The organism is Calidifontibacillus erzurumensis (assembly GCF_013303125.1).
In the GTDB taxonomy this organism is placed as follows: domain Bacteria; phylum Bacillota; class Bacilli; order Bacillales; family Bacillaceae_J; genus Calidifontibacillus; species Calidifontibacillus erzurumensis.
The window spans coordinates 306,821-332,081 of record NZ_JABTTE010000001.1 but is presented as its reverse complement, the minus strand read 5'-3'; the positions used below and the strand labels follow the sequence as shown (position 1 = coordinate 332,081).

Here is a 25,261-nt window from a genome sequence, read left to right as displayed (position 1 = left end):
TCGGAATCACCCGTTGCAGGTAAAAACAAAACATCTCTCATAATTATACATGTCCTTTTTCCGCAGCATTTAATTTTTTATATGCTACAATCTTTGGCGCAACAAGTGCAGCTGCTATTGCATTAAACAACGTGCCGATAACGAGCGATGGCATTGTTGCAACATAAAAACCGGTGCCAAGAATAAAAATAAAAGGAAGCGCAGCAATAAAACCATTACAAATAAAGAACAGAATGTAACTCGTAAGTTTTTTTCCTTTTTTATAAACATAACCAAAAAGCAGCAAAATTAGCGCCATTTCTATCGCAATTAAAATATGAAAAGGGCCTAAAGGAAAACCAGCTAATTGTGCTGATACCAAGTGGCCAATTGAAGAAACGATCGCACCGCTCATAGGACCAAGCACGACTGCTGCTACTAGCGCCGGAAAACTATCTAATGCAATGCTACCTATTAACATCGCTGGAATTTTGATCATTGCGCCAACAACCGAAAAGCTAATAAATAAAGCTAAAATAGCCAGTTTTTTAATTTTCATTGTTGCTTTCCTTTCTTTTTCCATTTCTAAACACGACCGCACTTCTTTCATATTCTACATCTTTTATTTGTTGACGAGCATTGACTACGCGAGCAACTGCAAAGAAATAGTCAGACAAGCGGTTTACATACTTTAATACCGATTGGTTGATCGGTTCATTTTTTTGTAGGCTGACAATATATCGTTCTGCTCTTCTTGTAGTAGTTCTTGCAATATGTAAGGCTGCAGCTTGCTTAGATCCCCCTGGAAGTATAAAGCGCTCAACTGGAGGAGCTTCTGCTATATATTTGTCAATTCGCTGCTCAAGAAATGTAACCATCTCATCTGTCACTTTATAAGGCCTTTTCTCATGGATCGTAGCCAAATCGCTACCGCAATCAAATAATTCGTGTTGGATTTTTTTCAATTCATCATAAATATCGGCAAATTTTTCATCTTCCAATAAAGTCATTGCCTGACCTACAAAACTATTTACTTCATCAATCGTTCCGTAAGCAATTACGCGAAGATGATCTTTGTCGACACGACCTCCAATTAAACTTGTTTTTCCTTCATCACCTGTACGTGTATATAGTCTCATGAATGATGCCCACCTTCCATTTTTATTGTTTGTGCTAGACCATTCCAAATAATATCGACTCTTGAACAGAGATGCACGAGTTTCTGATAGCAAAAGCCCGTTTCATCTCGCCATTTTCGATCCAATTCTTGAAGTGGTACAATTCCTTTGCTAATGTCACAACCAATAAAAATAACCTTTCGCTCTTGACATTCCTTTTCCCAATTGTACCAGTTTATAAAAACTTCCTCCCATTTATTTTGAATAGCAGGATCCCGCTCATAAACCATTTTTTTTATTATTTCTTCTAAACCTTCCAATACAACAATTTTTTCAGTTTTCACTTCTAAAGGAGTTAGTATCGTGCTATTTTCATAAAAATTGTGCCATTTCCAATTTGAATTAATTTTTAATCTGTACTCATCAAATACCCATCTTCTCTTTCCTTGAAACGCACCTCCTGTAACAAAATGCATCGTTCATTCCTCCTAATTCTTTCTAGTGTAGTTGTCATTGTATATCCTTGGCAATGTTTAATTGACCAACTCCAAAAATTTTTTTGGACTGGCGCATAGCGTTCCAACAATAGCCTGATCGGACCTCCATGGGAAATTATTACGATATGATTGATATTACTATGAAAAAAGGTATTAACAGCTTGAGTCCATCCGGCTAAAACCCTTTTCTTAAAATTACAAAATCTTTCTCCGCCAGGAATTTGTTCGGTTTCAAAATGGTCCAACCAATGTAAATATTGTTGATCATTTTTCAAATCTTCAAATGTTTTTAATTCCCAATTGCCAAAATGAAGTTCACGCAAATTTGGAGCTAAAATTGGTTTGACATTCTTATCACCATAAAGCAAATCAAAAGTTTGCTTGCACCTTTTTAAATCACTAACAAAATACACATCACCAACTGGATAGCCTTGTTGTTTATACATTTCTAACTCTTTGATACCTTGTTCACATAACGGAACGTCTGACCAGCCTACATACTTTTTTTCAACATTTTCAGCGGTTAAACCATGGCGAAGTAGTGTAATAGCCAAAGAACGAGCCACAAAAAGGTTTCCTCCCCTTCCGCAAGCGCTCCTAAAGTATCCCCGGTTATTCCGCCAAACTCTTTATAAATAATTGACTTTAGGAACCAATAGAGAAATATTGAAGCTATTATTAATATCATAATCGGAGTTGTAAGACTGAAATCAACCATTATCATCACTCCGCTGACTAAAACGATAAAACCGACAACATACCGTAAATCTTTTTTTGAAATTACATCTTTATAAGCCGCAGCCATTCCGGTACTTTTTGCAAATTTTCCTTCAATCAACAAAGCAGTCAGAGCTGCTTTTGCTAAAAATGGGATGAGGATGATTAAAAGAAGTTGATGTAAACTTGAGAACTCGATTATTTCATAAATAAATAGAAAGCGAAAACCTAATAAAAAGAGCAATGAAATAACACCAAAAGCCCCCACACGGGAATCACTCATAATTTCTAGTTTTCGTTCTTGATCACGATAGGAAAAAATAGCATCACTCATATCCATCCAACCATCTAAATGGAGACCGCCTGTATATAAAACTCCGAAAAACAAAATCCAAAAAGCAATGATTACGGTTGAAACGTGCGTATATTCCAATAATAAAATCAATTGTGCTGCAATTAATATTCCGCCAATCAATCCAACGAGCGGAAAGAAGCGGACCGACCATTTTGCGCAGTCTTTATCCCACTCTATTTGACTATGAAAAGGGATTGTTGTTAAAAATTGCAAAGCTATTAATAATCCATCTATAATTTTTTTCATTTAATGCCCTTCTTTCATCTTTCGAACAACGCCATATTCTAACAAATAAGCTTCATTACAAAGAGTTATTAAAAATTGGTGTAATTTTCCAAGTTGCTTCATATATAGACGGCTGCCTCGATCCGTTGGAATTCCTTCAGAAAAAATTTCATTGGAAACAATTATCGTCGTTTTTGCGGTTTGTTTATATAATTCGAATGTATTTTTCAGACGATTTAACATCGCTTCCACTTTCTTTTCATCGAGCCAGCATCCATCAAAAAACAATTCATTTCCAAGTAATGTAGTTAAACAATCTATTAAAACGACATCCCGATTTGTAAATTGATTTACTAGATAATGAAGGTTCATCGGTTGCTCCCAAGTTTTCCACTTATATATGCCTTCTGAGCGGTCAAGTTGATGTTTTTTTATTCTAGCTACCATTTCGTCATCATATGGCAAGCTTGTTGCAATATAATGCAAGGAAGAAGTCTTTCCTGCAATAGAACACGCTAGTTTTTCAGCAAATGTGCTTTTTCCGCTTCGGACACCTCCTGAAATAAAAATAAGTTTCGAACTGCTATTCTTACTTTCAAACAAATGATGCCCATCTGGAAGCAATTGCACAGAAAACAACTCCTAACGTAAGCAAGGTCATAAATGCTAATACTGTTCTTTTCATTATGCTGATCGATTGCTCAATATGAAAAACTTCTAATCTATGAACGGCATCTCCCATTCTCGCACGATCGGAAACGACCCCATTATATGTATTAATTCCTCCCAATTGGACTTCTAAAAGCGCAGCCATTGCAGCTTCACACCAGCCGCTATTAGGGCTAGGATGCTTTTTAGCATCACGATTTAAAATATGCAAACATTTTTTCAAAGTAGATTTCGATGAAAAAATATTACTAGCAATCATAATATATCCGGTCATCCGACTTGGAATATAATTAAACAAGTCATCCATTTTAGCTGATGCCCAACCAAATTCTTTATATTTTTCACTTTTATAACCGAGCATTGAATCGCAAGTATTGACAGCTCGATATAATAAGGCAAGCGGGGCCCCTCCTAAAATGGCATAAAATAATGGGGCAGTGACGCCATCGCTAGTATTTTCAGCTATCGTCTCAACTGCAGCACGAACAACTTCACTTTCATCCAACTTTTCGGTGTCACGTCCAACAATCCAACTAACTTTTTCGCGTGCAAGCTGCAAATTGCCTACTTTTAAAGGCCCTGAAACAGCAAATCCCGCTTCTGCTAAATCTTTTTCAGCAATTGTCGTATATATTAAAATTGCTTCAACAATGATCGCCAATATAATATGAATATCTTTAAGCAAATAAACAATGAATATAGTCGGTAAAAAAACGAAAAGTATAGTGGTAAGCCATGCAATCAATCCTTTTATTTTACGAAATGCGCCTTTGTTTAAAAAAGTATCGAGCTTTGCGATAATAAAACCCATTCCTCGGACGGGATGAGGAAGCCACCGAGGATCACCTAACCATTTATCTAACAAGAGGGCGATCCAGGCTGATATTACATGTTGAAAAAAAAGAATCGTCATTAAATTGACCCATTCCTTTCTTTATAGCGCTTGATTGCTTCAAATGTTGCCTCAAAAACCATTTGGCCGATCGCTTTTCCAATCTGTGTAATTGTCCCTGCATATTCAATGAATGAACCCGTCTGCGTAGCGGCTATTAGCAAGCTGTCGGTTGATGTCCCACTTGCAATAGTATTCGTTTCTGGATCTAAGATTTGATTCTCTGCCACCGCTTTAACTTTTGCCTCGGTTGCAGTCATCATTGCCTGTACAAATGCAGCATCTGATAGTTTTCCGTCAATAAAAATCCATGTATTAATCGTTCCTGGTGTCCTTACTAAGTCTGTTCGTAAATATGCTTTTGAAACATCAACAGCGTTGGACATTCCAGCAGTCACAATTACAAAAAGCGAAAATTGTTCTGTTTGAACTCGTTTCATAGAAGCATCATTTAACTTTGCTGCAGTCATCATTCCAACAGTGTAAGCAGAATTATAACCGATTTTCTCTAAATACATTTTCATGTCTTGCTCAGGATCATCACAATTGTAATGTTTATCAACATGTCGATTAATAAAATATTTGCTCCAGTTAAAACCAGAATTAAGGACAGCCGACGATAATGTTTTTAGCGGCTTTTCTGCTTCAACGATAATCGCTTCTTCTGTTTGAACTGTTTTCAACATTGGAAAAACCGATGCCTCATTCCACTCCATTGCAGGAGTAAGGGTAATTAAAGGAGTTGGCACAACCGGATGCTGTTTTTTAATAATTTTTGTTTGATAAACCGATGAAAGTGATTCTTCCTCAAGCACATTTTGCGGTTCATTAATGCTTTTTACGCTACCTTTATCTAATAACAGCAAACGATTGCAATACAAGCCTGCCATATTTAAATCATGAAAAACCGCAACAACAGTTAACTGTTTTTCCTGCACCCATTTATAAAGGGAATCAAACAATCTCATTTGATGGCTAATATCAAGGTGATTCGTCGGTTCATCAAGCAGTAATATATCCGGTTCTTGTGCAAGTGCCCTAGCTAAAAATACACGCTGTCGTTCCCCGCCGCTTAACAAATCAATTTTTTCATTTTCCAAGTTAGTCAGGCCAGTCATATCAATTGCTTTTTGAACTGCCAATTCATCTTCAATCGTCCATGTTGGAAAAAGTCCTTTTTGGTATGCGTATCGCCCTAGCTTAACTGTTTCTTTCACTGTATAAGAAAAAGAAATATCATAATGTTGCGAAAGAACGGCAACCGTTTGGGCCAATTCTTTTATCTTATAATCATCAAGTGGCTTACCTTTAATAGAAACCGAACCTGAAAATGAAGGAAATTGCCCAGAAAGGATTTTTAAAATAGTCGACTTTCCGCTACCGTTAGGCCCTAATATCCCGAATATTTCTCCTTTTCCTACTTCGAAACTTACTTGATGAATAACTTCTTTCTGTTGATATCCTGCCGACAAATTTTCTACTTTTATCATTGTACAATTCAACTACCTTTTGCGACTATTGCGAAAAAATATAAATGCGAAAACCGGCGCCCCGATAATAGCTGTAATGACACCAATAGGTAATTCTTGGGGAGCAATAATTGTCCTGGCTACTAAGTCAGCTAAGATTAAAAAAGCTCCTCCGTTTATCATTGAAATAGGCAATAATTTATAATGATCAGGACCCCAAATCATTCTTGTAATATGAGGAATAACAAGGCCAACAAAGCCAATCGTGCCAGAAACAGCTACAGCAGAACCTGTTAACAAAGACGCTCCTATTAAGATCATGATTTTCCGTTTTGCAACATCAACTCCAAGTTGCTGAGCCGTTTCTTCGCCGAAAGAGAGTGCATTTAGCTCTTTGCAGTTTAATAGTAATATAATAACTCCAGCTATTGTAAACGGGAGGATCATGTATACGTAAACCCACCCCCGCATCGAGACGCTTCCCATGAGCCAAACTACAATTTGGCGCAATTCTTCACCCGATAAGGCGATCAATAATGAAATAACTGCCCCTAAAAAAGAACTAAAAATAATTCCTGTTAAAATGATCGTTTCAACCGACATTTTCCGCTCAATTAATCTAGTAAATGCTAATACAACAAAAAGTGTCAGAAGAGCAAAAATAATACTTAAAACAGGCAGCGTAAACCTTCCAATAAAAGGTAAACTTAACCCTATAAAAAGGACGATGACCGCACCTAAAGAGGCACCTGACGAAACACCAAGTGTAAAAGGATCTGCGAGCGGGTTTTTTAATAACCCTTGAAAAGCGCTGCCAGCAATTGATAATGAAAAACCGACGAGCATTGCAAGAAAAACCCTTGGCATTCGAATGGAAACGACAATGTTATAAACCATCGGATCTACATCATCCGTCTTCGAAAGAGAAAACAATTGTCCAAATATATCAATAATCGTTGAAATAGGAATTGAAAGCGTTCCTATTGAAATACCCAAATAAATCGAAAAAACTAATATTGCGAGTGAAAAGAAATATGGAAAAACTTTGTTATTTACTAAATACTTCTGGATAGATGAAAGATGCAAGTTCTTCTACTCCTTCGATCAACCTTGGACCGGTACGATTAAATTTATCTGAATCTATTGCAAATACTTGCTTATTTTTTACTGCAGGAACATCTTTCCATGCTTCTCTTTGATATACTTTTTCAGTAGGATTTTCAACATAAAAACCATATGTTAATAAAATTACATCTGGGTTTAATAAAATAGCGTCTTCTTCAGTAAATTTTATCCAACCTTCATAAGCTCCAGCTGCATTTTTCGCATGAATAAGATTTAAAATATCATCAATAAAAGTACCTTTCCCGGTGGTATATAGATCTGGTTCAGGCATTATTTCAACCCAAACAGTTTTCATTTCATCTTCACTAATTTTACTTGCTTTTTCTTTAATAACATCTAATCTTTTTTTCATATCATCTATTATTCTTTCAGCTTCTTGATTGGCACCAACAGCATTCCCTATTAGTGTAATTGATTCATAAACTTCATTAAATGATTGAGCATTCGGGACGACAATTACAGGAATACCAATATCTCTAATTTGTCCATAATCATTGGCATTTTGCATGCTGGAAGCATGTGCTAACACGAGATCTGGCTTTAATGACAATACTTTTTCGACATTAAAATCTAAGCCACCGACTTTTTCTATTTCAAGAACTTCTTCAGGATAGTTATCCCATTCAGTTACACCAACTACAGAATCTCCTGCACCTAAAGCAAATACAATTTCTGTATTACTTGGCATAAGAGATACAATTCTTGTCGGTTTTTTCTCGATCTTTATTTCAGAACCTGATGCATCTGTTACTGTAACAGGAAAGCTTCCACTTTGCGCTTGTTGATCCGATTCTGTTTGCTTTGATGGTTGACTATTTTCATTTTTGCTTTCCATATTTCCACAACCAATTAAAGTGAACATTAAAAGAAAAGCTGTAATCAAAGAAAAATAAATTTTACAATTTTTCAAAAATAACACCTCTTTATCTTTAAAATAATAAAAAAGCCCATCCACTTAAGGATGAGCCAAACGACACACAGACACAATTATATTTATAATTAAAATATACGTGCCGTTTCAATAACTTTCATCCCGAAGCTTTGAAACGCATGCATTTAGGCAGGTCTACTGACTTATGCTTCATCCTCAAATGAGCCTTCCCGTAGTTCCCTACAGTGGTTTTTCTCATTTTCGTCCACAATTACAGTTGCGGGGACAGTTTTGGAATCTCACCAAATTCCCTATTAAGTTCATTTATGAACACCTAAAGGCACACTTTATTTAGTTATTATTCATGTTATCTAAAATTTCGAGTTATTTCAACATTATTATTAATCTTGATTACGCGGAATAAAAAATGAGAAGACAGTTCCTTCGCCAAGTTTACTTTGAACGGAAATATGACCGCGATGAGCTTCAACAATATTTTTAGCAATCGCAAGTCCGAGCCCTGTTCCTGAACGACCTCTCGTCCGCGCTTTATCCGCTTTGTAAAACCTTTCAAACACAAAAGGCAAATCTTCTTCAGGAATGCCTGATCCAGAATCTCTAACGGAAATTTGAAATCCATCAGGCATTGAATTGACAGTTAAAGTAACTGTACCGCCTTCATTTGTATGACGAATCGCATTGTCTAATAAATTAGTCAGCACTTGCTCGATTCGGTCTGCATCAATGGTCATGACACTTTCTGTATCGTTAATTTCCAAAATTAACTCAACACCTTGCTCTTTCGCAACGCCTTGAAACTTTCTGATGATTTTATCGAAATAAGACGCTAGCGGAACTTTTTCAAGATTTAGGTCTATATGACCAGATTCCATACGGGCAAGATCCAGAAGCTCATTGACGAGACGACCCATTCTTAGAGACTCATCATAAATGATTTGTGCAATTTCTTTCTTTTCTTCCTCCGTCTCGGCAATATCATCAATAATCGCTTCACTATACCCTTGCAACATCGAAATTGGTGTTCTCAGTTCATGAGAGACATTGGCGATAAAGTCTTTGCGAAGCTTATCTAGTTTTCTTTCCTCTGTCATATCACGCAAGACCGCAACTGCCCCTCTTACCGCTTCTTGGTCATAAAGAGGAGTCATTAGAACAACCCAACTTTTTCCTTGAACCGATATTTCAGCAATTTGCTGTTGTTCAGTTTCAATGACTTTTTCTAATATGCCCCGCATTTCAAGCGGCAGCAGCTGCTCATGATTTTCATTGCCCCCGTGCTCAAAATAGAAAGCTTCCAACACTTTTTTGGCCGGCGGATTGGAAACAATAATGTCACCTGTACGGTTCATTGTAATTACACCATCAGCCATGCTGCTTAAAATGCTCGCCAACTGTTCTTTTTCTTGATTTAGTGCAAGAATGTGATATTCTAATTGTCTGCCCATACGGTTGAAAGCGAGGGCTAACTCCCCAATTTCATCGTGGGTTAAAATCGGGACTTTCGCATTAAATTTTCCTTTTGCCATTTCAAAGGCTGCTTCACGCATTATTCTTAGCGGAGCAGTAATTCTTGTTGATAAGAAAAATGCAAAAAATGTTGTCAAAACAATCGCAATGCCTGCACTTACGATAATGATTTTTGTTGTTTCCCTAGAGGTTTGACTGACAACATCAAGGGATTGGTATATGAAAACACCGCCATGTCCGCTTTTATCTCTACTCATTGGAACGCCAACAATTAAAATATCATTGTATGGTTGACCCGCTTCAGTAGTTATGTTTGGTGGATAAGCAACCTTCATCACAGTTTCTTTCTTAGTTAAAACTTTTGATAAATCTTCATCATTATAAATAAATTCAACTGGCAGGTCACCTAAATTCTCATTTCTTGTTGGTGAGTTCCAATGATGCCCTTCTGAATCAATAATTAATACTTTAGAAGATGGATCTATCACTTCCCAAGCGATGGATAATGCCAAATTCCCATCTTCATATGTTTCCATAATATTTGCTACCTTGGCTGCCAGTTGGGTTAATTCCTTCTCGGCTTCCGTTACATGGAAAGTTTCAAAGAATTGTAGTAACAGTATGGTTAATAAGAATAATACTGCTGAAACGAGCAAAAGGATGGTAAACCAAAGTTTACCAACAACACTTCTCCAAAACCAAACCATTATTCAGACCCAACCTCAAATTTATAGCCGACGCCCCACACTGTTACAATCATTTTGGCGGCATTGCTCGAAACTTTATTTAACTTTTCTCTTAAACGTTTCACATGTGTATCTACTGTTCGCAAGTCGCCAAAAAATTCATAATGCCATACTTCTTTTAACAGTTGTTCACGGTCAAATACTTTATCAGGTGATTTAGCTAAGAAATACAATAATTCGTATTCTTTCGGCGTTAAACTTACTTCTTTTCCTTCAGCAGTCACTCGATGGGCGTCATTATCAATTGTTAAATATGGGTAAACAATTACATCTTTAGTTGACGTCTCAGTTTGAATATAGACGGAAGATGCTGATCTTCTTAATAATGCTTTCACCCGCAAGACAACTTCCCTTGGGCTAAACGGCTTTACTATATAATCATCTGTACCTACTTCAAATCCTTGAACACGATTCGCTTCCTCACCTTTTGCCGTCAACATTATAATAGGGGTTGATTTCTTTTCTCTTAATTGCTTACAAACTTCGATTCCATCAATACCTGGCATCATGATATCAAGCAAAATCAAATCATAATCTTCGGCGAGCGCTTTTTTCAAAGCATCCTCGCCATTTTCAGCTTCGTCTATAATGTAATCCTCTCTTTCTAAATACATTTTTAGTAAGCGACGGATTCTTTCCTCATCATCAACAACTAAAATTTTTGCTTGATTTTCCATCCTGAAATCCCCTTTCAATTAAGAGTTTGTCGATAAGACCAATCTCCAAAGAAGATCAGTCGTATATTTACTATGCATAAGAGTGTAATCCAGCAATCACTAAATTTACCGCTACAAGGTTAAACATAATAATTGCAAAACCGATTACAGCAAGCCATGCTGATTTTTCACCATGCCAACCTTTTGAAAGCCGAAGGTGTAAAAAAGCGGCATAGAACAACCAAGTAATTAAAGCCCATACTTCTTTTGGATCCCAGCCCCAAAAACGGGTCCAAGCCACTTGAGCCCAAATCATTGCAAAAATTAAAGCTCCTAAAGAGAAAATCGGAAAACCAATTGTTACAGACCGATAGCTTATTTCATCAACTAAATCAGGATTAATTCCTTTCAACAACGGTTGTATGGCAGCTGCAATTCTTTTTCGAAAAATTAACCGCAATAATCCATAAATAATGAATCCCAATAATAATGACCAAACCAATGTATTAAATTTTCTAGGTGCATTGGTCCCGTTCATCCACGAAGGTGTTTCAAAAAGCGGTCCAAAACCATCGGTTACCTTTTCGCCATTAGGAGGGCCTGCAATTGCTGGCATATTATAAGCGATCACAGCTTCTTTTTCCGTTTCATTTACCCATTTGAATGTTACTTCGTAATCCATCGCTTTAAAAGTTGTGGTAACAATAACAAAGCCAACAACACTTAAAATACCGTATAGAATAACTTCAAGCCAAAAAGTGCGCTTCGATGGTTTTGTCTGGTCAACAACATGAATTAGGTAGATTAAACCTGCAGCAAAGCTGATCGCGAGTACTGCTTCCCCTAAAGCCGCTGTTGTAACGTGAATATAAAGCCAATGGCTTTGCAAAGCCGGAATTAAAGGAGAAACTTCACGAGAAAACATTGCTGCAAATGCGATAATTAAAAGAGCGACCGGCATCGTAAAAGCTCCGATCAAAGCATTCTTATACATAAAATAAATAACGATAAAAGATAAGACAAGCATCATACCAAAAAATGTTGTATATTCAAACATATTGCTGACAGGGGCATGTCCTGCTGCAATCCACCGTAATACAAAATAACCCAATTGAGCTATAAAACCTATAATCGTAACAACAATTCCAAATTTTGCCCATTTATTTGTGTTTGCTTTTGAATATTTGTCACGAATAGATGCCGCAAAAAAAATCGTCGCAAATAAATATAGAATAAAAGCAACATATAATAAATTGCTACTAATTTCGATCACAGGTTTCCCCCCTTACTTCGCCTTTTCTTGTTGATCAACTGGAATTGGCAACATCGTATCTTTGAACATCATCTCAATTTCTTTTTTTAGACCATACCAGTTTTTATTTGTATGAGCTGCCACCATCAATTGATTTCCTTCTCTTTGAATCCAAATGCGGCGGTGATTCCAATAACTTCCTTGAATCAATCCAATCATAAATATAATGCCACCTACAATAATGATGCCAATTGTCCGATCAAGTCGAACTGTTAATCCCGTTGCATTTCTAGTTTTCAGATTTTGAAAAGCCATTTTATATTTATTTTCGCCAAAAGGTTCAACGTTCGAACGAATTCCGACGAAGCTGATTTCTCCTTCAGGCACTTCCGGTGTAAACATTTTGAAAATAAACGCCGGATTATCCGGTATTCTGTTTAATGTATCTGGCTCTCCCGCATCATTAAAATAAAAGTTTGGAAAATAACTCATAATTTCCACTTTATAGCCGTTTCCAAGCTCATAAACAGACTGTGGATTTGCCAAATTAATATCAATTGTACCAAAGCTTTTGTTCGTGCTTTTTTCAACAAGGCTAAATGACATTTCGTAAAATTCATCCAGTTTGAAATCTGTTTGGTAAAGGGCAAATCCTTCAAATTTAAGAGGCTCATTCACACGTATTTCATGTTCTTTTATTTTCTTTAGCTCCGGTTCTTTTCCCGGAACAATTTCATCAATACGCTCATAAAGGACTGCATTTGTTTGATAATTTTTTGGCATCCCCATTCCTACAGTGAAATTATCATCTTCATCATAAAGTTCCCTTATAAATTGTTTATTTTCCAAATAATATTTTCCATTTGTTCCTGGAATCACTTTTATTTCCCCATCACGCAACCAAAGCGCATCATCAATATACATTCCCGGGAAAAAGCGCAACATCGCTCCAATTAAGAAAATAATTAAACCAACGTGGTTGACATAAGGACCCCAGCGTGAAAAACGACCTTTTTCTGCTAAAATATGACCATCTTCTATTCGGACTTGATACCGCCGTTTTTTTAATGCATCAATCCAACGCTCCTCTGATTCTACTGTTTTTAACGTTGATTCGGCAAACAGCCGCTGTCTCCTTAAAAAGTTCGGGTTTCTTTTTACACCTTGATTTTTCAACGCTTTATATAGAGGAACAACTCGGTCTAAGGAACAAATAACGAGAGAAATCGCAATGGATGCGATTAAAATCATATACCACCAAGATTTATACAAGTTATGAAAACCAAGTTGGTAATAAAGCTTACCTAAAAAACCGTATTCCTTCTCATAAAATTCTTCTGCAGTCATATTTAACGGTATGTACATTTCCTGAGGAAACAGCGTCCCCAGTGCAGATGCGAGTAATGTTATAATAATGAGCCAAACTCCGACTTTTACAGAGGAGAAAAAATTCCAAATATGATCGATAAACGTTTTTTTATACGTTTGCGAGCGTCGAGCACTTCCTTCATAACGCATATCTAATAATTTTTTTTCATCCCCGTCATCGAAGGAATTGCCGCATGCTTCACAAAAAATCGTGCCATGAGGGTTTACATGGCCGCATTCACACTTTACCTTATCCATTTTATTCCCCCAAATTGACTATGGTTTTATTCGCTCCATATGATTTTTAATCATTTCTTCTGTTAACTGGCCTGTAATGATATCGATAATTTTTCCTTCTTTGTCAACTAAAAACGTTGTTGGCAATGGATTTACACCATATGCTTCAAGTACTTCCAAGTCTTTATCAATCACAACTGGAAAAGTCAAACCTTTTCGTTCAACGAAATTTTTAACTGACAATTCAGGTTCACCTACATTAACAGCCAAAATTTCAACACCTTGATCTTTATAAACTTTATACTGATTTTCCATATATGGCATTTCTCTTTCGCAAGGTTTACACCATGTTCCCCAGAAATTTAGGAATACCCCTTTGCCACGATAATCAGCAAATTCGACTTCATTTCCATTTAAATCTGTCAATACAAAATTTGGCGCTTGATCTCCTATGCCAACGATTTGTTTATCTTTAAAAAAGTTTGAATATAGCGTATAGGCCAGTGCTCCTGCTAAAACAAGCAAAATTACTGTCCGAACAGCCAACCGCTTATTTTTCAATGTAAACAGCCCCCATTTTATTTTCTATCATTATACCATTTATACAAGTCAGCCATAGTGTAAATATTATGAATGTTGTGTGACAGCTAATTGACGTAATCGTTTTACTTCATGAGGCTTTAACTCTCGATATTCTCCAGGCTTTAAATTTCCTAAGTCCAAAAATGCATATCGTTCCCGTTTTAATTTTTTCACTTTATATCCAAGCGCCTCAAACATTCGCCTAACTTGACGGTTTTTTCCTTCATGAATGATTAGTTTTACAATTGAAGTTCCTTTTTTCTTATCAATCGATATTATTTTTGCCTTCGCAGGAGCTGTTTTCCCGTCTTCCAAGATTACTCCTGTTTCTAATTTTTTTAATTCATCCCGTGAGGGAATACCATTTATTTTTGCTATATATTCCTTTTCGATTTCATATTTCGGATGCATTAATAAATTGGCGAATTCCCCGTCATTTGTTAAAAGAAGTAATCCCGATGTATGGTAATCGAGCCGTCCGATTGGAAAGATCCTTCTTTCTTCATGTGGAAAAAAATCAATTACAACTTTTCTATTTTTATCATCAGCTACAGCTGAAATAACTTCACGTGGTTTGTAAAAAAGGTAATAAACTGGCTCTTCTTTTTGAATCGGGATATCTTCGACTTCTATTTTATCATTAGGTGAAACTTTTACACCTAGCTCTTTGACAATTTTTCCGTTCACTTTCACTTTACCTGAAATAATTAATTGTTCTGCCTTTCTGCGCGAGGCAATTCCTGCATGCGCAATAACCTTTTGTAATCGTTCCATAATTTTTCACCTCATTAATCAATCTTACTTGTATCATTCCCATTTCTCAAGCGATAGTTCTTATTTTGTCGAAAATTAGCTTTGTCACAGTGAAAATTGGTGTTTCCAATCTTGTAAAGGAGGCACAAATACAAATAAGAAATTTTTTTTGCTTTAATTTGAAAGCAAAAAAATGACATAAAGTGCATCATGCAACTCTATGTCAGCCAAACACAATTGTTACAATTATTATTGAAAAAATAATGGCCACTAAATCGGCCAGGAGTCCTACTTTCAATGCGTCTCCCATTTTTTTTATGCCAACCGCACCAAAATATACTGTTAAAATATAAAGCGTTGTGTCGGTGCTCCCTTGCATCGTTGATGCCAGTCGTCCGATGAATGAATCAGGTCCGTACGTAGCAATTAAATCAGTTGTAATCCCGAGGGCTGCATTTCCTGAAATAGGCCGAATGACAGCGAGCGGAACAATTTCCGGTGGAATGCCAAGCGCGACAAGAAGTGGCCTCAGTGCATTTGTGAAGAATTCCAATGCACCTGATTCACGAAAAACGGTGATGGCGACAAGCATTCCTACTAAATAAGGTATAATCGAAAAAGCGATTTGGATGCCTTCTTTTCCGCCTTCAACAAAAACTTCATACGTCGGCACTTTTTTGATCGTTCCATAGATCAATATAAAACCGATGATAACTGGAATGAGCCATAGTGAAATTAAGTTAATTATATTCATTTACGACCGCCCCCTTTTTTCATGCGGCGATAATAGAAGTAACGGTCGATCATAATCGCGGCCATCGTTGAAAAGAACGATGCAACTAACGTCGTTCCTACAATTTCTGTCGGGGCTTCTGAACCATAGTTCATTCGTATGGCAATCACAGTTGTTGGTATTAATGTGATACTTGACGTATTAATGGCAAGAAACGTAATCATCGATCTGCTAGGAGAATTTTCATTATTATTTAATTTTTTCAACTCTTCCATCGCTTTGATACCCATTGGAGTAGCAGCATTCCCAAGTCCAAATAAATTAGCAATCATATTTGATAAAATAAACCCCATTGCCGGATGGTCCTTCGGTACATCCGGAAACAGCTTTGTAACAAGAGGCTGAAACAATTTTGACAAACCATTTAAGAGACCGGCTGCTTTGGCAATATTCATTAATCCTAGCCAAAAAACTAATACGCTAATTAAACCGATACAAATCGTTACCGCTTCTTTTGCGCCACTAAAAATTGCTTTATTGACATCATCCATCGTTCCATTTGCTATAGCAAACAATATGCCAATTACAGTCATCGTTACCCAAATGATGTTAACCATTGGCCCGAACCCCTATCATATAGAAAAACATGTCTTTCATAGTTGAAAACCATGTTTCCGTGCTAAGTTTTCCATATTTACTATAAAAAAGCGGCAGTTCACCAATTTTTTCATTCTCCAGTTTGATAACCATTGTCCCACATGGCGATGGAACATCTTTTGCCCTTTTCCAATTTTTTTTCGGTTTAATTAATTTGATTTCTATTTTTATTTTATCTTGCTCCCCTTCTTTAAGAGGATAGAGAAAATCGTGTTTGACAATAACTTTTCCTTTATAAAAGTCATCTTTAATAGAAGAAATAGTGCCTTCTTGAACAATGTTCTTCAAATCAAAATTTGCAAACCCCCATTCGAACATTGCAATATGATCGTTCCAATCATCAGGTCCGTTCAACGTTACTGCGATGAGTTCGTGTCCGTTTTTAGATGCTGTTGAAACTAAAGTCCGTTTCGCACGCTTCGTATATCCTGTTTTTCCTCCCGTAGAATAGCGGTACATTCCTGTAAGCAGCTTGTTTTTATTTTTCCAGCTTCGATCCCATTTTTCACCAGGATTAGGAGCACGGTACACTTTTGTTCCAGCAATTTCCCGATATGTTTCATTGGAAAGCGCATATTTTGTCAAAAGAGCCATGTCATAGGCCGTGGAATAATGATTTTCATGGTCATCCAACCCGTGAGGATTAGCAAAAACAGTATTTCTCATTCCGATTTCTTGCGCTTTTTGATTCATTAAAAACACAAATCCTTCCACACTTCCTCCCACATGCTCGGCTATGGCAACGGCAGCATCATTCCCAGAACGAAGCATTAAACCGTACACTAAATGTTTAAGTTCGATTTTTTCTCCCTCTTTTAAATAAATGGAGGAACCTTCTGTCCGGACAGCACGTTTTGATATGATTGTTTTTTCATCTAGTTTTCCAGATTCAATAGCTAGAATTGCAGTCATTATTTTAGTAATACTTGCAATTCGCATTTTTTGGTGGGGTGCTTTTTCATAAAGGATACGACCGGAAGCTGCATCCATTAATATAGCAGTTTCAGCAGAAACATCGGTAAGTGCTGAACTTTTCAATGGAAATGTTGATATGAATATTAGTAGTACAACCATATGTAAAAGTATCACTCTTTTGAGCAAAGTCATGAAAACGAACACGTCCCTTCACATGTTGTTTGTACAAGTTTATGCGGGACATGATTTGTTATGATTAGAAAATATGCAACCATAAAACGCCGATTGCTAGCATTAAGCAATCAGCGTTACAAATTAATATTTCTTCCATTGCACTTTTTTTGCTTCAGTAAACCTTTCGGCAACGTTATTCCAATTTACTACATTCCACCAATTATCAATATATTTCTTTCGTTCATTTTTATATTGTAAATAATAAGCATGCTCCCAAACATCTAATACTAACAAAGGAATCGTATCCCATTGGGTAAAAAACTGATGCTTTTCTGTCTGTAAAATTTCCAAGCGGCCTGCTCTGGGCACCCATACTAATAATGCCCAGCCAACTCCTTCCACTTGTTCTGCAGATGCTGTAAAATTTTGTTTAAATCTTTCAAAGTTTCCAAAATCTAATTCAATTTGTTTTAATAGCTGCCCGCTTGGCTTTCCTCCTCCATTTGGAGACATATTGAACCAAAATATCGTATGCAAATAATGTCCAGATCCATGAAATGCAGCTTCTCTAGCCCAATGTTTTAACAAGTTATAATCATTCGTTTCACGTGCTTTTTCCATCATTTTTTCTGCTTTATTTAAACCTTCTACATAGCTTCGGTGATGTTTATCGTGATGGAGCTTCATTATTTCTTCTGATATATACGGTTCTAGTGCATCATAACGATATGGAAGCTGTGGCAATTGATGTTGACCGATTGGGACGCGCTTTTGTCTAATCATATTTCTATCATAATTTTGAAGAGAGATCGAATGTTCATAAAGAGATTTGGCCCGGCTTTCCAATCCTACCAAATCATTTTCGTCTAATTCATTTTCCGTAATTTTCTGTTCTAAATCTTTCACAAGATCGTCCATCTCTTGTTTCCAGTCATTATAAGCTTCTTCATTTACATGGTCTTTCAAAATTTGATCAACTTGATTGACCCATTGTTTTAAATCTAATACATATTGTTTGTAGTCGGTTTCATTCATCATTTTGCCCCTCCTCATCCTTCCAAAGTAACAATTTATCTTATGCAAAGAAGAGGCAAACGTGCAAAACGCGAATAGGTAGATCGAATAACACACTTCTTTTCCGTACTGACCGTAAGGAATTTAGTATTTAGCTTAAAAACCTTCAATCCGTCTTACCTCCATTTGGACTTCCATCTATTCTTTCTATTAAGACAGGAAACATGTCTAAATCCCGATTCATTTCGTTTCCTGATTATAGCAAAACATTTTATATAAAATTTAAAATATAAATTGTATCTTAAATAAATAGAATAACTGATAGAGAAACGACGATGAATGATCTTATTTTTTCTACGTTTCAAATTTTACTTTCGTAATTTTCCAATAAAAATTATGAATTTTAATAAGTTACATCGCAAATTACGAGATCAACATAAGCTTTTTCCATTGTGACAAGGACTTCTTTTCTTTTTAAGATCATACAAAAGCGGCATAAAGCATTAATCTTTCCTTTATATTTCCTACGGCTTTTTCTAAATAGTTCGGGAATTTCACGCTGAACATAAAAAAAGCATGATGGATTCAACCACCATGCTTACATTTATGCCTGGACTGTTTTTAATTCATAACCGCCTTTCATTATTTGTCCAACAATTTCTTTCAATTTGTCAGGATCGATACCTTTGCAATAATTGATTAAATCTTTCTTTTCATTAATATAAACCCGTTTGCGTTTTTTCAATGTCGTATCTTTTAACATACAAATTAAGCCAATCACATCTTTAAAATAAATTGGTTTTTCATCAATAGTAAATAATGGATCGCTTTCAAAAGGAACAAACTCGTTTAAAATTTCATCAAAATATCTTACATATAATAAATAAAAAGTTTTTTCAACCCCTTGATCTATAAATGTAACCTCAGAACGATTGAAAAAATCCTCGGATGTATTTGGCTGTGCTTTTTCCAATTCATATCCTTTAATTTCTTTTATTAGCATACCCATCCCACCAATTCTATAATTTTTCCGTCATTTTATGTATCAAACCTATTATACCTTAAGTTTTCTATTCAGGAAAAGTATCTTGGAATTTTTCGAAAAACAGATCAGCTTCTTTATCAAGCTCTGATTCATCAATTTTTTCTGGCAAGGATGGCAATTCTTCCAAACTTTTCAAACCGAAATATTCAAGAAATTCTTTTGTCGTTCCATATAATATTGCTCTTCCGATACCTTCGGCCCTACCTACTTCTTTGATCAACCCTTTTGAAGTAAGCGTTGCAAGCGGACGTTCCGTTTTTACCCCCCGAATTTCCTCTATCTCTGCTCTAGTAATCGGCTGCTTATATGCAATGATCGCTAACGTTTCCAACGCAGCTTGCGATAAGGTTGATGAGGTCGGGGAATCGGCAAATCGTTTATAAAATTCTGCATGTTCGCTCTTCGTCGTAAGTTGATAGACTCCTGCAACTTCTACTAAATCAATCCCTCTATCAGGATTCGCATAATCTTTCTTAATTGCTTCCAATATTTCAACTACAATAGTTTCACTCACTTGAAGTACATCAGCAATTTGTTTACAATCGATTCCTTCATCGCCAACAATAAAGAGCAGGCCTTCCACAACAGCCTTCATTTGTTCAAGCTTCATCCCCATTAGCTCCTTTCATCGTATAAATCCAAATATTGTCGAAGTTTTTTTCCTGCTCGCAGCGAATCATTTGATTTTTCATTAATTCTAAAATAGCCAAAAACGTAATGACGATATGTGATTTTTCGTAAATTGGAAAAAGCGAATAAAAGCTTATTCTTCCATTAGAACGTTTTAGTTCATTTAAAATTTGTTCCATTCGAATTTGAATCGGGATGTCCTGGCGCTCAACTTTCGCGGTTTTTGGCTCCCTCCATTTTTTTCGTTCTAGGAGCCTCTCAAGAGCACTTAACATATCATATAAAGACACATCTGTAAACGGCCTTTCTTTTTCACCAGGCATATAAGGAGCTAAATTGCTAGGTGGTTTTGTAAATAATTGTCCTCGTTTTTGTTCATACTCTTTCAGTTGAATAGCTGCCTCTTTATATTTTTTATACTCTATCAAACGCTTCATCAATTCTTCACGAGGGTCCTCCTCGATTTCATCACCGCTATATTCCAACTCTTCTTCGAGCGTTTCTTCTGTTTTAGGCAATAGCATTTTACTTTTTATCGCTAAAAGTGTTGCTGCCATCACAAGATATTCGCTGGCAACATCAAGTTTAAGCTCTTGCATCGTATGAATATAACGCAAATACTGTTCGGTAATTTGCGCCATTGGGATATCATAAATATCAATTTCATAACGATTTATTAAATGTAAAAGAAGGTCAAGTGGACCTTCGAAGGAGTCTAATTTCACATTATATTCCATCAAATATCCCACCAAAAATTACTTTCAAGTTTAAAAACAATCCTTTTTTATAATAGCAAAATTTCCTGTAATTCCATACTGTCAATTTTCATAATAAAGTTTCCTCAAGTCCTGATAATTGCCTATACATCATTGCACAATTTACATATGTTATTACCGTAAGTATCAAGATTTTAAAAAGGAGGAACATAAATGAGCGGAACTGCAGGTTTTGGATATGGTGCAGGCTTTGCATTAATCGTTGTATTGTTTATTTTGTTAATCATCGTTGGTGCAGCTTGGTATTAATGTAAACTTATAAAGAAGTGCTTTAGGCACTTCTTTTCTTTTTCTCCTTTATTTTGTGGTACACTATTGGAACAGAATATTTAAAGGAGTTTAAATACGATGTATCAAGATGCATATATTCAATACCTCGTCCATTTTCATGGTCCACGAGATTATTTTGAATGCCATGAAATTCTTGAGGAATTCTGGAAAAAAGAAGGAAAACATCGTTCTTCAATTTGGGTAGGATTCATCCAGCTTGCTGTAGCATTATATCATCACAGAATTAAAAATTACAATGGAGCATTCAAAACAATAACTAAAGCGATCAACAACTTTCATGCAAATGAACAACTTTTGCAGAAACTCGGCTTAGACAAGAATACACTTCTCACCTCACTAGAAAAAAGGCGGGAAGAAATAGTTGAAGAAAAATCATATTATAGTATGAATCTTCCTATAATTGATGATGAGTTGAAAAAAATTTGTATTGAACAATGTCAAAGGTTAGGTTTTCATTGGAATAGCAATAGTGATTTATCAAATCAATATCTACTTTATAAACATTCCTTACGTGATCGCAGCCAAATCATAAAAGAAAGAAGAGAAAAGTTAAAACGAAAACAAAACAAAAGACCCTAATCCTAACTGGAAACTGGGTCTTTTCATTCATTCGTATTGTCAGAAGTTGCATCACACTTTTCAAAAAAGTCTGCCGTATTTTCTGTCGGTATTAATTGTATATGATCACCTAATAGTTTTTTTAATTCCAATACCATTGCCTTTCCTTTCCCTTGAGAACGGAAAGAAGGATTAACGGTAATATGTCGAAGCTCCGCAACATTTCCTTTGATCTTAACTCCAATAGCCCCAATGATATCTTCTTCTTTATATAGATAAAGCTGCCAATTTTCATCTTCCTCATACAATTTGATCGTCTGCTGAAGCCTTTTTAGCTCTTTCTCAGAAGGCATAAACGATAAAAGCCCCATTGCGATCTTTTCATAATTTTTTTTATAACGGATTAACATTTGAACCCCTCTTTGTTATATCATTCAATACCTTATAAGGTTAAGTTTACCTTATTCAAAATAATAACTGATTCATTGTTCGTAATCAATGGGTAAATTGTGAAGGCTGCACCCATTTATTAAACCAGCCTTCACAATTTTTCATAACAATACTTTCTCTTTCAAAAATGCAAGAAAATTATCTCTTTAATTTTCGTCCCATACCTTAACTTCTTTCATAACATCGCCTTGACGAATTCTAAGCACCGTATCCATTCCTTCAATTACTTGTCCAAATACGGTATGAACACCATCAAGATGTGGCTGCGGTTCATGAACAATAAAGAACTGGCTACCTCCAGTATCTTTGCCTGCATGAGCCATGGACAATGCACCTGCCACATGTTTGTGAGGATTTCCTTCTGTCTCGCATTTAATTGTATAGCCTGGCCCACCAGTACCTGTTCCGTATGGGCATCCACCTTGAGAAACAAAGCCCGGTATTACTCGGTGGAACGTCAATCCATTATAAAATCCTTCATTTGCTAACTTTTCAAAATTCGCAACTGTTCCAGGTGCTTCATTTGGAAATAGTTGAAAGATAATTTTTTCACCATTTTCAAATTCAATTGATGCTTTTTTCATCGTATGTATGCCTCCTTCGATTTGTTACTTTTCCTATTTTACATGATATTGAATCATAGTTAAAACAAAAAAGCAGAACTGTCATTTTAGTCCTGCCCACCTTCAATATTAAAATACCTTTGCTGCTCCGACAAACCGAGAACCCCAATAATAAGGGTCGTTTAATTTCGAAATGATGACACCTTTAGAAGAAGAAGAATGTATAAACTTATTGTCACCTATGTATATGCCCACATGTGAAATTCCGGAACCAGAAGTTTTGAAAAATACCAAGTCCCCTTTTTGCAAATCCGCTTTTTTAATAGCCTCTCCATGCATATATTGAGATGCTGAGGATCTAGGTAATTCAATACCATTTTCTTCAAAAACTTTTTTCACATAGCCAGAGCAATCAAATTCGCCTCCATATGGAGTGCCTATGTATTTTTCTGCTGTTTTGATAATATTTTCTGCGATATCATTTTGCCCAATCTCCTCTGCCAAAACACCTGGAGCCATAAACAATCCAAGTAGTATGAACATGGAGAAGAACGCTATAAGCCTTTTTTTCACAAATTCACCTCCTATAGCGACAAAAAATAAAACAAAGACACCTTATCTATTTCTACAATTTTAAAAAAATTCCTGTCAGTTCTTCCAAAAAATTTGATGATTTTTGTTGTTTTTCACATAATTGTCATAATTTTAGAAAATAAAGGGGCATTCACTCCAAAAAAAATGTCTGGATTTGCCGCAATTCGCAGCAATTTCCAGACATTCATCAATACTTCCTATAATTTGAATGAGCTTTTTAACGATACGATTCGATTAAATACGAGCTTTTCAGGAGTTGTATACTTTGGATCAACATTAAAATAGCCATGTCTAAAAAATTGGAATTTGTCATGAATTTTTGCATTTGTCATATTTGGCTCAATAAAGCCTTGTAAAATTTCAAGTGAATTTGGGTTTACATAATCTAAAAATGTTTTCGATTCATCGTCATCTTCTTGATCTAAAATAAATGGCTCATACAAACGAAACTCAGCAGGTACAGCATGGGTGGCTTCAACCCAATGCAAAGTCCCTTTCACTTTACGGCCAGTAAAACCTGTCCCGCTTTTCGTTTCGGGATCATACGTACAATGAATTTCAACAATTTCGCCATTTTCATCTTTAATAAAATCATGGCATTTAATGAAATAGGCATGTTTAAGCCGAACTTCGTTTCCTGGGAACAACCTGAAGTATTTGCTTGGCGGATTTTCCATAAAATCATCTTTTTCTATATAAATTTCTCTAGAAAAAGGAATTTTACGGGTACCCATTTCCGGATTTTCAGGATTATTTTCCGCATCAAGCCATTCGATTTGCCCTTCTGGATAATTAGTAATGATTACTTTAAGCGGACGTAGGACGGCCATTGTCCGTGGAGCTTTTAATTTTAAATCTTCTCTTACAAAATGCTCAAGCATTTGTACATCAACGGTGCTATTGCTTTTTGCAACCCCGATTTCCCGACAAAAAGCGCGGATCGCTTCAGGTGTGTAACCTCTTCTTCTTAAACCTGATATCGTCGGCATTCTCGGATCATCCCATCCATCTGCAAATTTCTCATCCACTAACTGCTTTAATTTCCGTTTGCTCATAACCGTATTCGTTAAATTCAAACGTGCAAATTCTATTTGCTTTGGCTTATTTTCCATTTCGCATTCCTGAATGACCCAATCATAAAGCGGACGATGATCTTCAAATTCCATTGTGCAGATAGAATGGGTTACACCTTCAATTGCATCCTCCAAAGGATGTGCAAAATCATACATCGGATAAATGCACCATTTATCACCTGTATTATGATGGGGTGCATGATAAATTCGGTACAATACTGGATCGCGCATATTAATGTTCGGAGAAGCCATGTCAATTTTCGCCCGAAGAACTTTTTCCCCATCTTTAAATTCTCCAGCTCTCATCCTTTCAAATAAATCAAGGTTTTCCTCAATGCTGCGATTTCTATATGGGCTTTCTTTCCCAGGTTCTGTTAATGTACCTCGCATTTCTCGAATTTGTTCCGGTGTTGAATCATCAACATAAGCCTTTCCTTTTTTAATTAACAAAACGGCGCGATTGTACATTTCTTCAAAATAATCAGAAGCAAAATACAATTGATCCCATTCGTAACCGAGCCATTTCACATCTTCCTTAATAGCCTCTACATATTCTGTGTCTTCTTTTAATGGATTTGTATCGTCAAAGCGCAAATGTGTTTTTCCATTGAACTCATCGGCAAGTTCAAAATTTAGAACGATTGATTTTGCATGACCAATATGTAAATATCCATTCGGCTCAGGAGGGAACCTTGTGATAATTTTATCATACTTTCCGCTCTTTAAATCTTCTATGACAATATTTCTAATGAAATTCGAAGAGGTATGTTTATTTTCTTCCATTTTAGT

29 protein-coding genes and 1 riboswitch are annotated in these 25,261 nt (G+C 36.0%); of the genes, 2 read left to right on the top strand and 27 right to left on the bottom strand.

Annotated features, from left to right (window positions below; translation table 11 throughout):
* Window positions 1-43: 43 nt before the first annotated feature.
* From HR057_RS01770 to HR057_RS01660, 23 genes are all read right to left on the bottom strand, one after another.
* Window positions 44-538, bottom strand: coding sequence for an ECF transporter S component (locus HR057_RS01770; RefSeq protein WP_173729667.1), 495 nt, complete (start codon window positions 536-538; stop codon window positions 44-46).
* Entirely contained in the window at window positions 528-1,118 is a 591-nt protein-coding gene (locus HR057_RS01765; protein ID WP_173729666.1) for a cob(I)yrinic acid a,c-diamide adenosyltransferase, read from the bottom strand. The genes HR057_RS01770 and HR057_RS01765 overlap by 11 nt, the downstream gene beginning before the upstream one ends.
* Window positions 1,115-1,573, bottom strand: a complete 459-nt coding sequence (locus HR057_RS01760) for a bifunctional adenosylcobinamide kinase/adenosylcobinamide-phosphate guanylyltransferase (protein WP_173729665.1) — start codon at window positions 1,571-1,573, stop codon at window positions 1,115-1,117. The genes HR057_RS01765 and HR057_RS01760 overlap by 4 nt, the downstream gene beginning before the upstream one ends.
* Window positions 1,507-2,160: a histidine phosphatase family protein gene (locus HR057_RS01755; RefSeq protein WP_173729664.1), complete on the bottom strand. Its 654-nt coding sequence runs from the start codon at window positions 2,158-2,160 to the stop codon at window positions 1,507-1,509. Before HR057_RS01755 ends, HR057_RS01760 begins: the two co-directional genes overlap by 67 nt.
* Complete coding sequence (cobS, locus tag HR057_RS01750) at window positions 2,118-2,912, bottom strand: adenosylcobinamide-GDP ribazoletransferase (RefSeq protein ID WP_173729663.1); 795 nt, start codon at window positions 2,910-2,912, stop codon at window positions 2,118-2,120. Before cobS ends, HR057_RS01755 begins: the two co-directional genes overlap by 43 nt.
* Window positions 2,913-3,521: a bifunctional adenosylcobinamide kinase/adenosylcobinamide-phosphate guanylyltransferase gene (locus tag HR057_RS01745; protein ID WP_329955807.1), complete on the bottom strand. Its 609-nt coding sequence runs from the start codon at window positions 3,519-3,521 to the stop codon at window positions 2,913-2,915. It lies immediately after the preceding gene.
* Window positions 3,487-4,473 (bottom strand): adenosylcobinamide-phosphate synthase CbiB, encoded by a 987-nt coding sequence (cbiB, locus tag HR057_RS01740; protein ID WP_173729662.1) that lies wholly within the window; start codon window positions 4,471-4,473, stop codon window positions 3,487-3,489. The genes HR057_RS01745 and cbiB overlap by 35 nt, the downstream gene beginning before the upstream one ends.
* Window positions 4,473-5,942 carry an adenosylcobinamide amidohydrolase gene (locus HR057_RS01735; RefSeq protein WP_173729661.1) on the bottom strand — a complete coding sequence of 490 codons (1,470 nt, stop codon included), beginning with the start codon at window positions 5,940-5,942 and terminating at the stop codon, window positions 4,473-4,475. The genes cbiB and HR057_RS01735 overlap by 1 nt, the downstream gene beginning before the upstream one ends.
* A gap of 12 nt (window positions 5,943-5,954) precedes the next feature.
* Complete coding sequence (locus tag HR057_RS01730; protein WP_173729660.1) at window positions 5,955-7,007, bottom strand: FecCD family ABC transporter permease; 1,053 nt, start codon at window positions 7,005-7,007, stop codon at window positions 5,955-5,957.
* Window positions 6,970-7,956 carry an ABC transporter substrate-binding protein gene (locus HR057_RS01725; RefSeq protein ID WP_230474313.1) on the bottom strand — a complete coding sequence of 329 codons (987 nt, stop codon included), beginning with the start codon at window positions 7,954-7,956 and terminating at the stop codon, window positions 6,970-6,972. The genes HR057_RS01730 and HR057_RS01725 overlap by 38 nt, the downstream gene beginning before the upstream one ends.
* 132 nt (window positions 7,957-8,088) lie before the next feature.
* Window positions 8,089-8,270, bottom strand: a riboswitch (cobalamin riboswitch).
* 48 nt (window positions 8,271-8,318) lie between these two features.
* On the bottom strand, window positions 8,319-10,112 hold the full coding sequence (locus HR057_RS01720; RefSeq protein WP_173729659.1) for an ATP-binding protein: 1,794 nt from the start codon (window positions 10,110-10,112) through the stop codon (window positions 8,319-8,321).
* The gene (locus HR057_RS01715; RefSeq protein WP_173729658.1) at window positions 10,112-10,828 is read right to left on the bottom strand and encodes a response regulator transcription factor; all 717 of its coding nucleotides are present in this window, start codon (window positions 10,826-10,828) and stop codon (window positions 10,112-10,114) included. The genes HR057_RS01720 and HR057_RS01715 overlap by 1 nt, the downstream gene beginning before the upstream one ends.
* 70 nt (window positions 10,829-10,898) lie before the next feature.
* Window positions 10,899-12,080: a cytochrome c biogenesis protein CcsA gene (gene ccsA, locus HR057_RS01710; RefSeq protein ID WP_173729657.1), complete on the bottom strand. Its 1,182-nt coding sequence runs from the start codon at window positions 12,078-12,080 to the stop codon at window positions 10,899-10,901.
* A 12-nt stretch (window positions 12,081-12,092) separates the two neighbouring features.
* Complete coding sequence (locus tag HR057_RS01705) at window positions 12,093-13,685, bottom strand: cytochrome c biogenesis protein ResB (protein WP_173729656.1); 1,593 nt, start codon at window positions 13,683-13,685, stop codon at window positions 12,093-12,095.
* Window positions 13,686-13,703: 18 nt separating this feature from the next.
* On the bottom strand, window positions 13,704-14,225 hold the full coding sequence (gene resA, locus HR057_RS01700) for a thiol-disulfide oxidoreductase ResA (protein ID WP_173729655.1): 522 nt from the start codon (window positions 14,223-14,225) through the stop codon (window positions 13,704-13,706).
* Window positions 14,226-14,291: 66 nt separating this feature from the next.
* On the bottom strand, window positions 14,292-15,020 hold the full coding sequence (locus tag HR057_RS01695; protein WP_173729654.1) for a pseudouridine synthase: 729 nt from the start codon (window positions 15,018-15,020) through the stop codon (window positions 14,292-14,294).
* 202 nt (window positions 15,021-15,222) lie between these two features.
* Window positions 15,223-15,753, bottom strand: coding sequence for a spore maturation protein (locus HR057_RS01690; RefSeq protein ID WP_173729653.1), 531 nt, complete (start codon window positions 15,751-15,753; stop codon window positions 15,223-15,225).
* Window positions 15,750-16,349 carry a nucleoside recognition domain-containing protein gene (locus HR057_RS01685; RefSeq protein WP_173729652.1) on the bottom strand — a complete coding sequence of 200 codons (600 nt, stop codon included), beginning with the start codon at window positions 16,347-16,349 and terminating at the stop codon, window positions 15,750-15,752. Before HR057_RS01685 ends, HR057_RS01690 begins: the two co-directional genes overlap by 4 nt.
* The gene (locus tag HR057_RS01680) at window positions 16,342-17,496 is read right to left on the bottom strand and encodes a D-alanyl-D-alanine carboxypeptidase family protein (protein ID WP_173729651.1); all 1,155 of its coding nucleotides are present in this window, start codon (window positions 17,494-17,496) and stop codon (window positions 16,342-16,344) included. Before HR057_RS01680 ends, HR057_RS01685 begins: the two co-directional genes overlap by 8 nt.
* Window positions 17,497-17,619: 123 nt before the next feature.
* The gene (locus HR057_RS01675) at window positions 17,620-18,516 is read right to left on the bottom strand and encodes a superoxide dismutase (protein ID WP_173729650.1); all 897 of its coding nucleotides are present in this window, start codon (window positions 18,514-18,516) and stop codon (window positions 17,620-17,622) included.
* 580 nt (window positions 18,517-19,096) lie between these two features.
* The gene (locus HR057_RS01670) at window positions 19,097-19,495 is read right to left on the bottom strand and encodes a hypothetical protein (RefSeq protein WP_173729649.1); all 399 of its coding nucleotides are present in this window, start codon (window positions 19,493-19,495) and stop codon (window positions 19,097-19,099) included.
* 67 nt (window positions 19,496-19,562) lie between these two features.
* Window positions 19,563-20,147, bottom strand: coding sequence for an SMC-Scp complex subunit ScpB (gene scpB, locus HR057_RS01665; RefSeq protein ID WP_173729648.1), 585 nt, complete (start codon window positions 20,145-20,147; stop codon window positions 19,563-19,565).
* Window positions 20,137-20,904, bottom strand: a complete 768-nt coding sequence (locus HR057_RS01660) for a segregation/condensation protein A (protein WP_173729647.1) — start codon at window positions 20,902-20,904, stop codon at window positions 20,137-20,139. Before HR057_RS01660 ends, scpB begins: the two co-directional genes overlap by 11 nt.
* A gap of 192 nt (window positions 20,905-21,096) precedes the next feature.
* Between HR057_RS01660 and HR057_RS01655 the strand changes: the two genes are divergently transcribed.
* Both HR057_RS01655 and HR057_RS01650 read left to right on the top strand, forming a co-directional pair.
* Window positions 21,097-21,192, top strand: coding sequence for a YjcZ family sporulation protein (locus HR057_RS01655; protein ID WP_173729646.1), 96 nt, complete (start codon window positions 21,097-21,099; stop codon window positions 21,190-21,192).
* A 99-nt stretch (window positions 21,193-21,291) separates the two neighbouring features.
* Window positions 21,292-21,813 (top strand): DUF309 domain-containing protein, encoded by a 522-nt coding sequence (locus tag HR057_RS01650; RefSeq protein ID WP_173729645.1) that lies wholly within the window; start codon window positions 21,292-21,294, stop codon window positions 21,811-21,813.
* Between the two features lie 23 nt (window positions 21,814-21,836).
* Here HR057_RS01650 and HR057_RS01645 read toward each other — a convergent pair whose 3' ends face one another.
* From HR057_RS01645 to HR057_RS01630, 4 genes are all read right to left on the bottom strand, one after another.
* Window positions 21,837-22,202, bottom strand: coding sequence for a GNAT family N-acetyltransferase (locus HR057_RS01645; RefSeq protein ID WP_173729644.1), 366 nt, complete (start codon window positions 22,200-22,202; stop codon window positions 21,837-21,839).
* 186 nt (window positions 22,203-22,388) lie between these two features.
* A complete protein-coding gene (locus HR057_RS01640; RefSeq protein ID WP_173729643.1) occupies window positions 22,389-22,826 on the bottom strand; it encodes a peptidylprolyl isomerase in 438 nt (145 codons plus the stop codon).
* Window positions 22,827-22,934: 108 nt separating this feature from the next.
* Window positions 22,935-23,378: a C40 family peptidase gene (locus tag HR057_RS01635; RefSeq protein ID WP_329955805.1), complete on the bottom strand. Its 444-nt coding sequence runs from the start codon at window positions 23,376-23,378 to the stop codon at window positions 22,935-22,937.
* Between the two features lie 218 nt (window positions 23,379-23,596).
* Window positions 23,597-25,255: a glutamine--tRNA ligase/YqeY domain fusion protein gene (locus HR057_RS01630; RefSeq protein ID WP_173729642.1), complete on the bottom strand. Its 1,659-nt coding sequence runs from the start codon at window positions 25,253-25,255 to the stop codon at window positions 23,597-23,599.
* Window positions 25,256-25,261 lie beyond the last annotated feature (6 nt).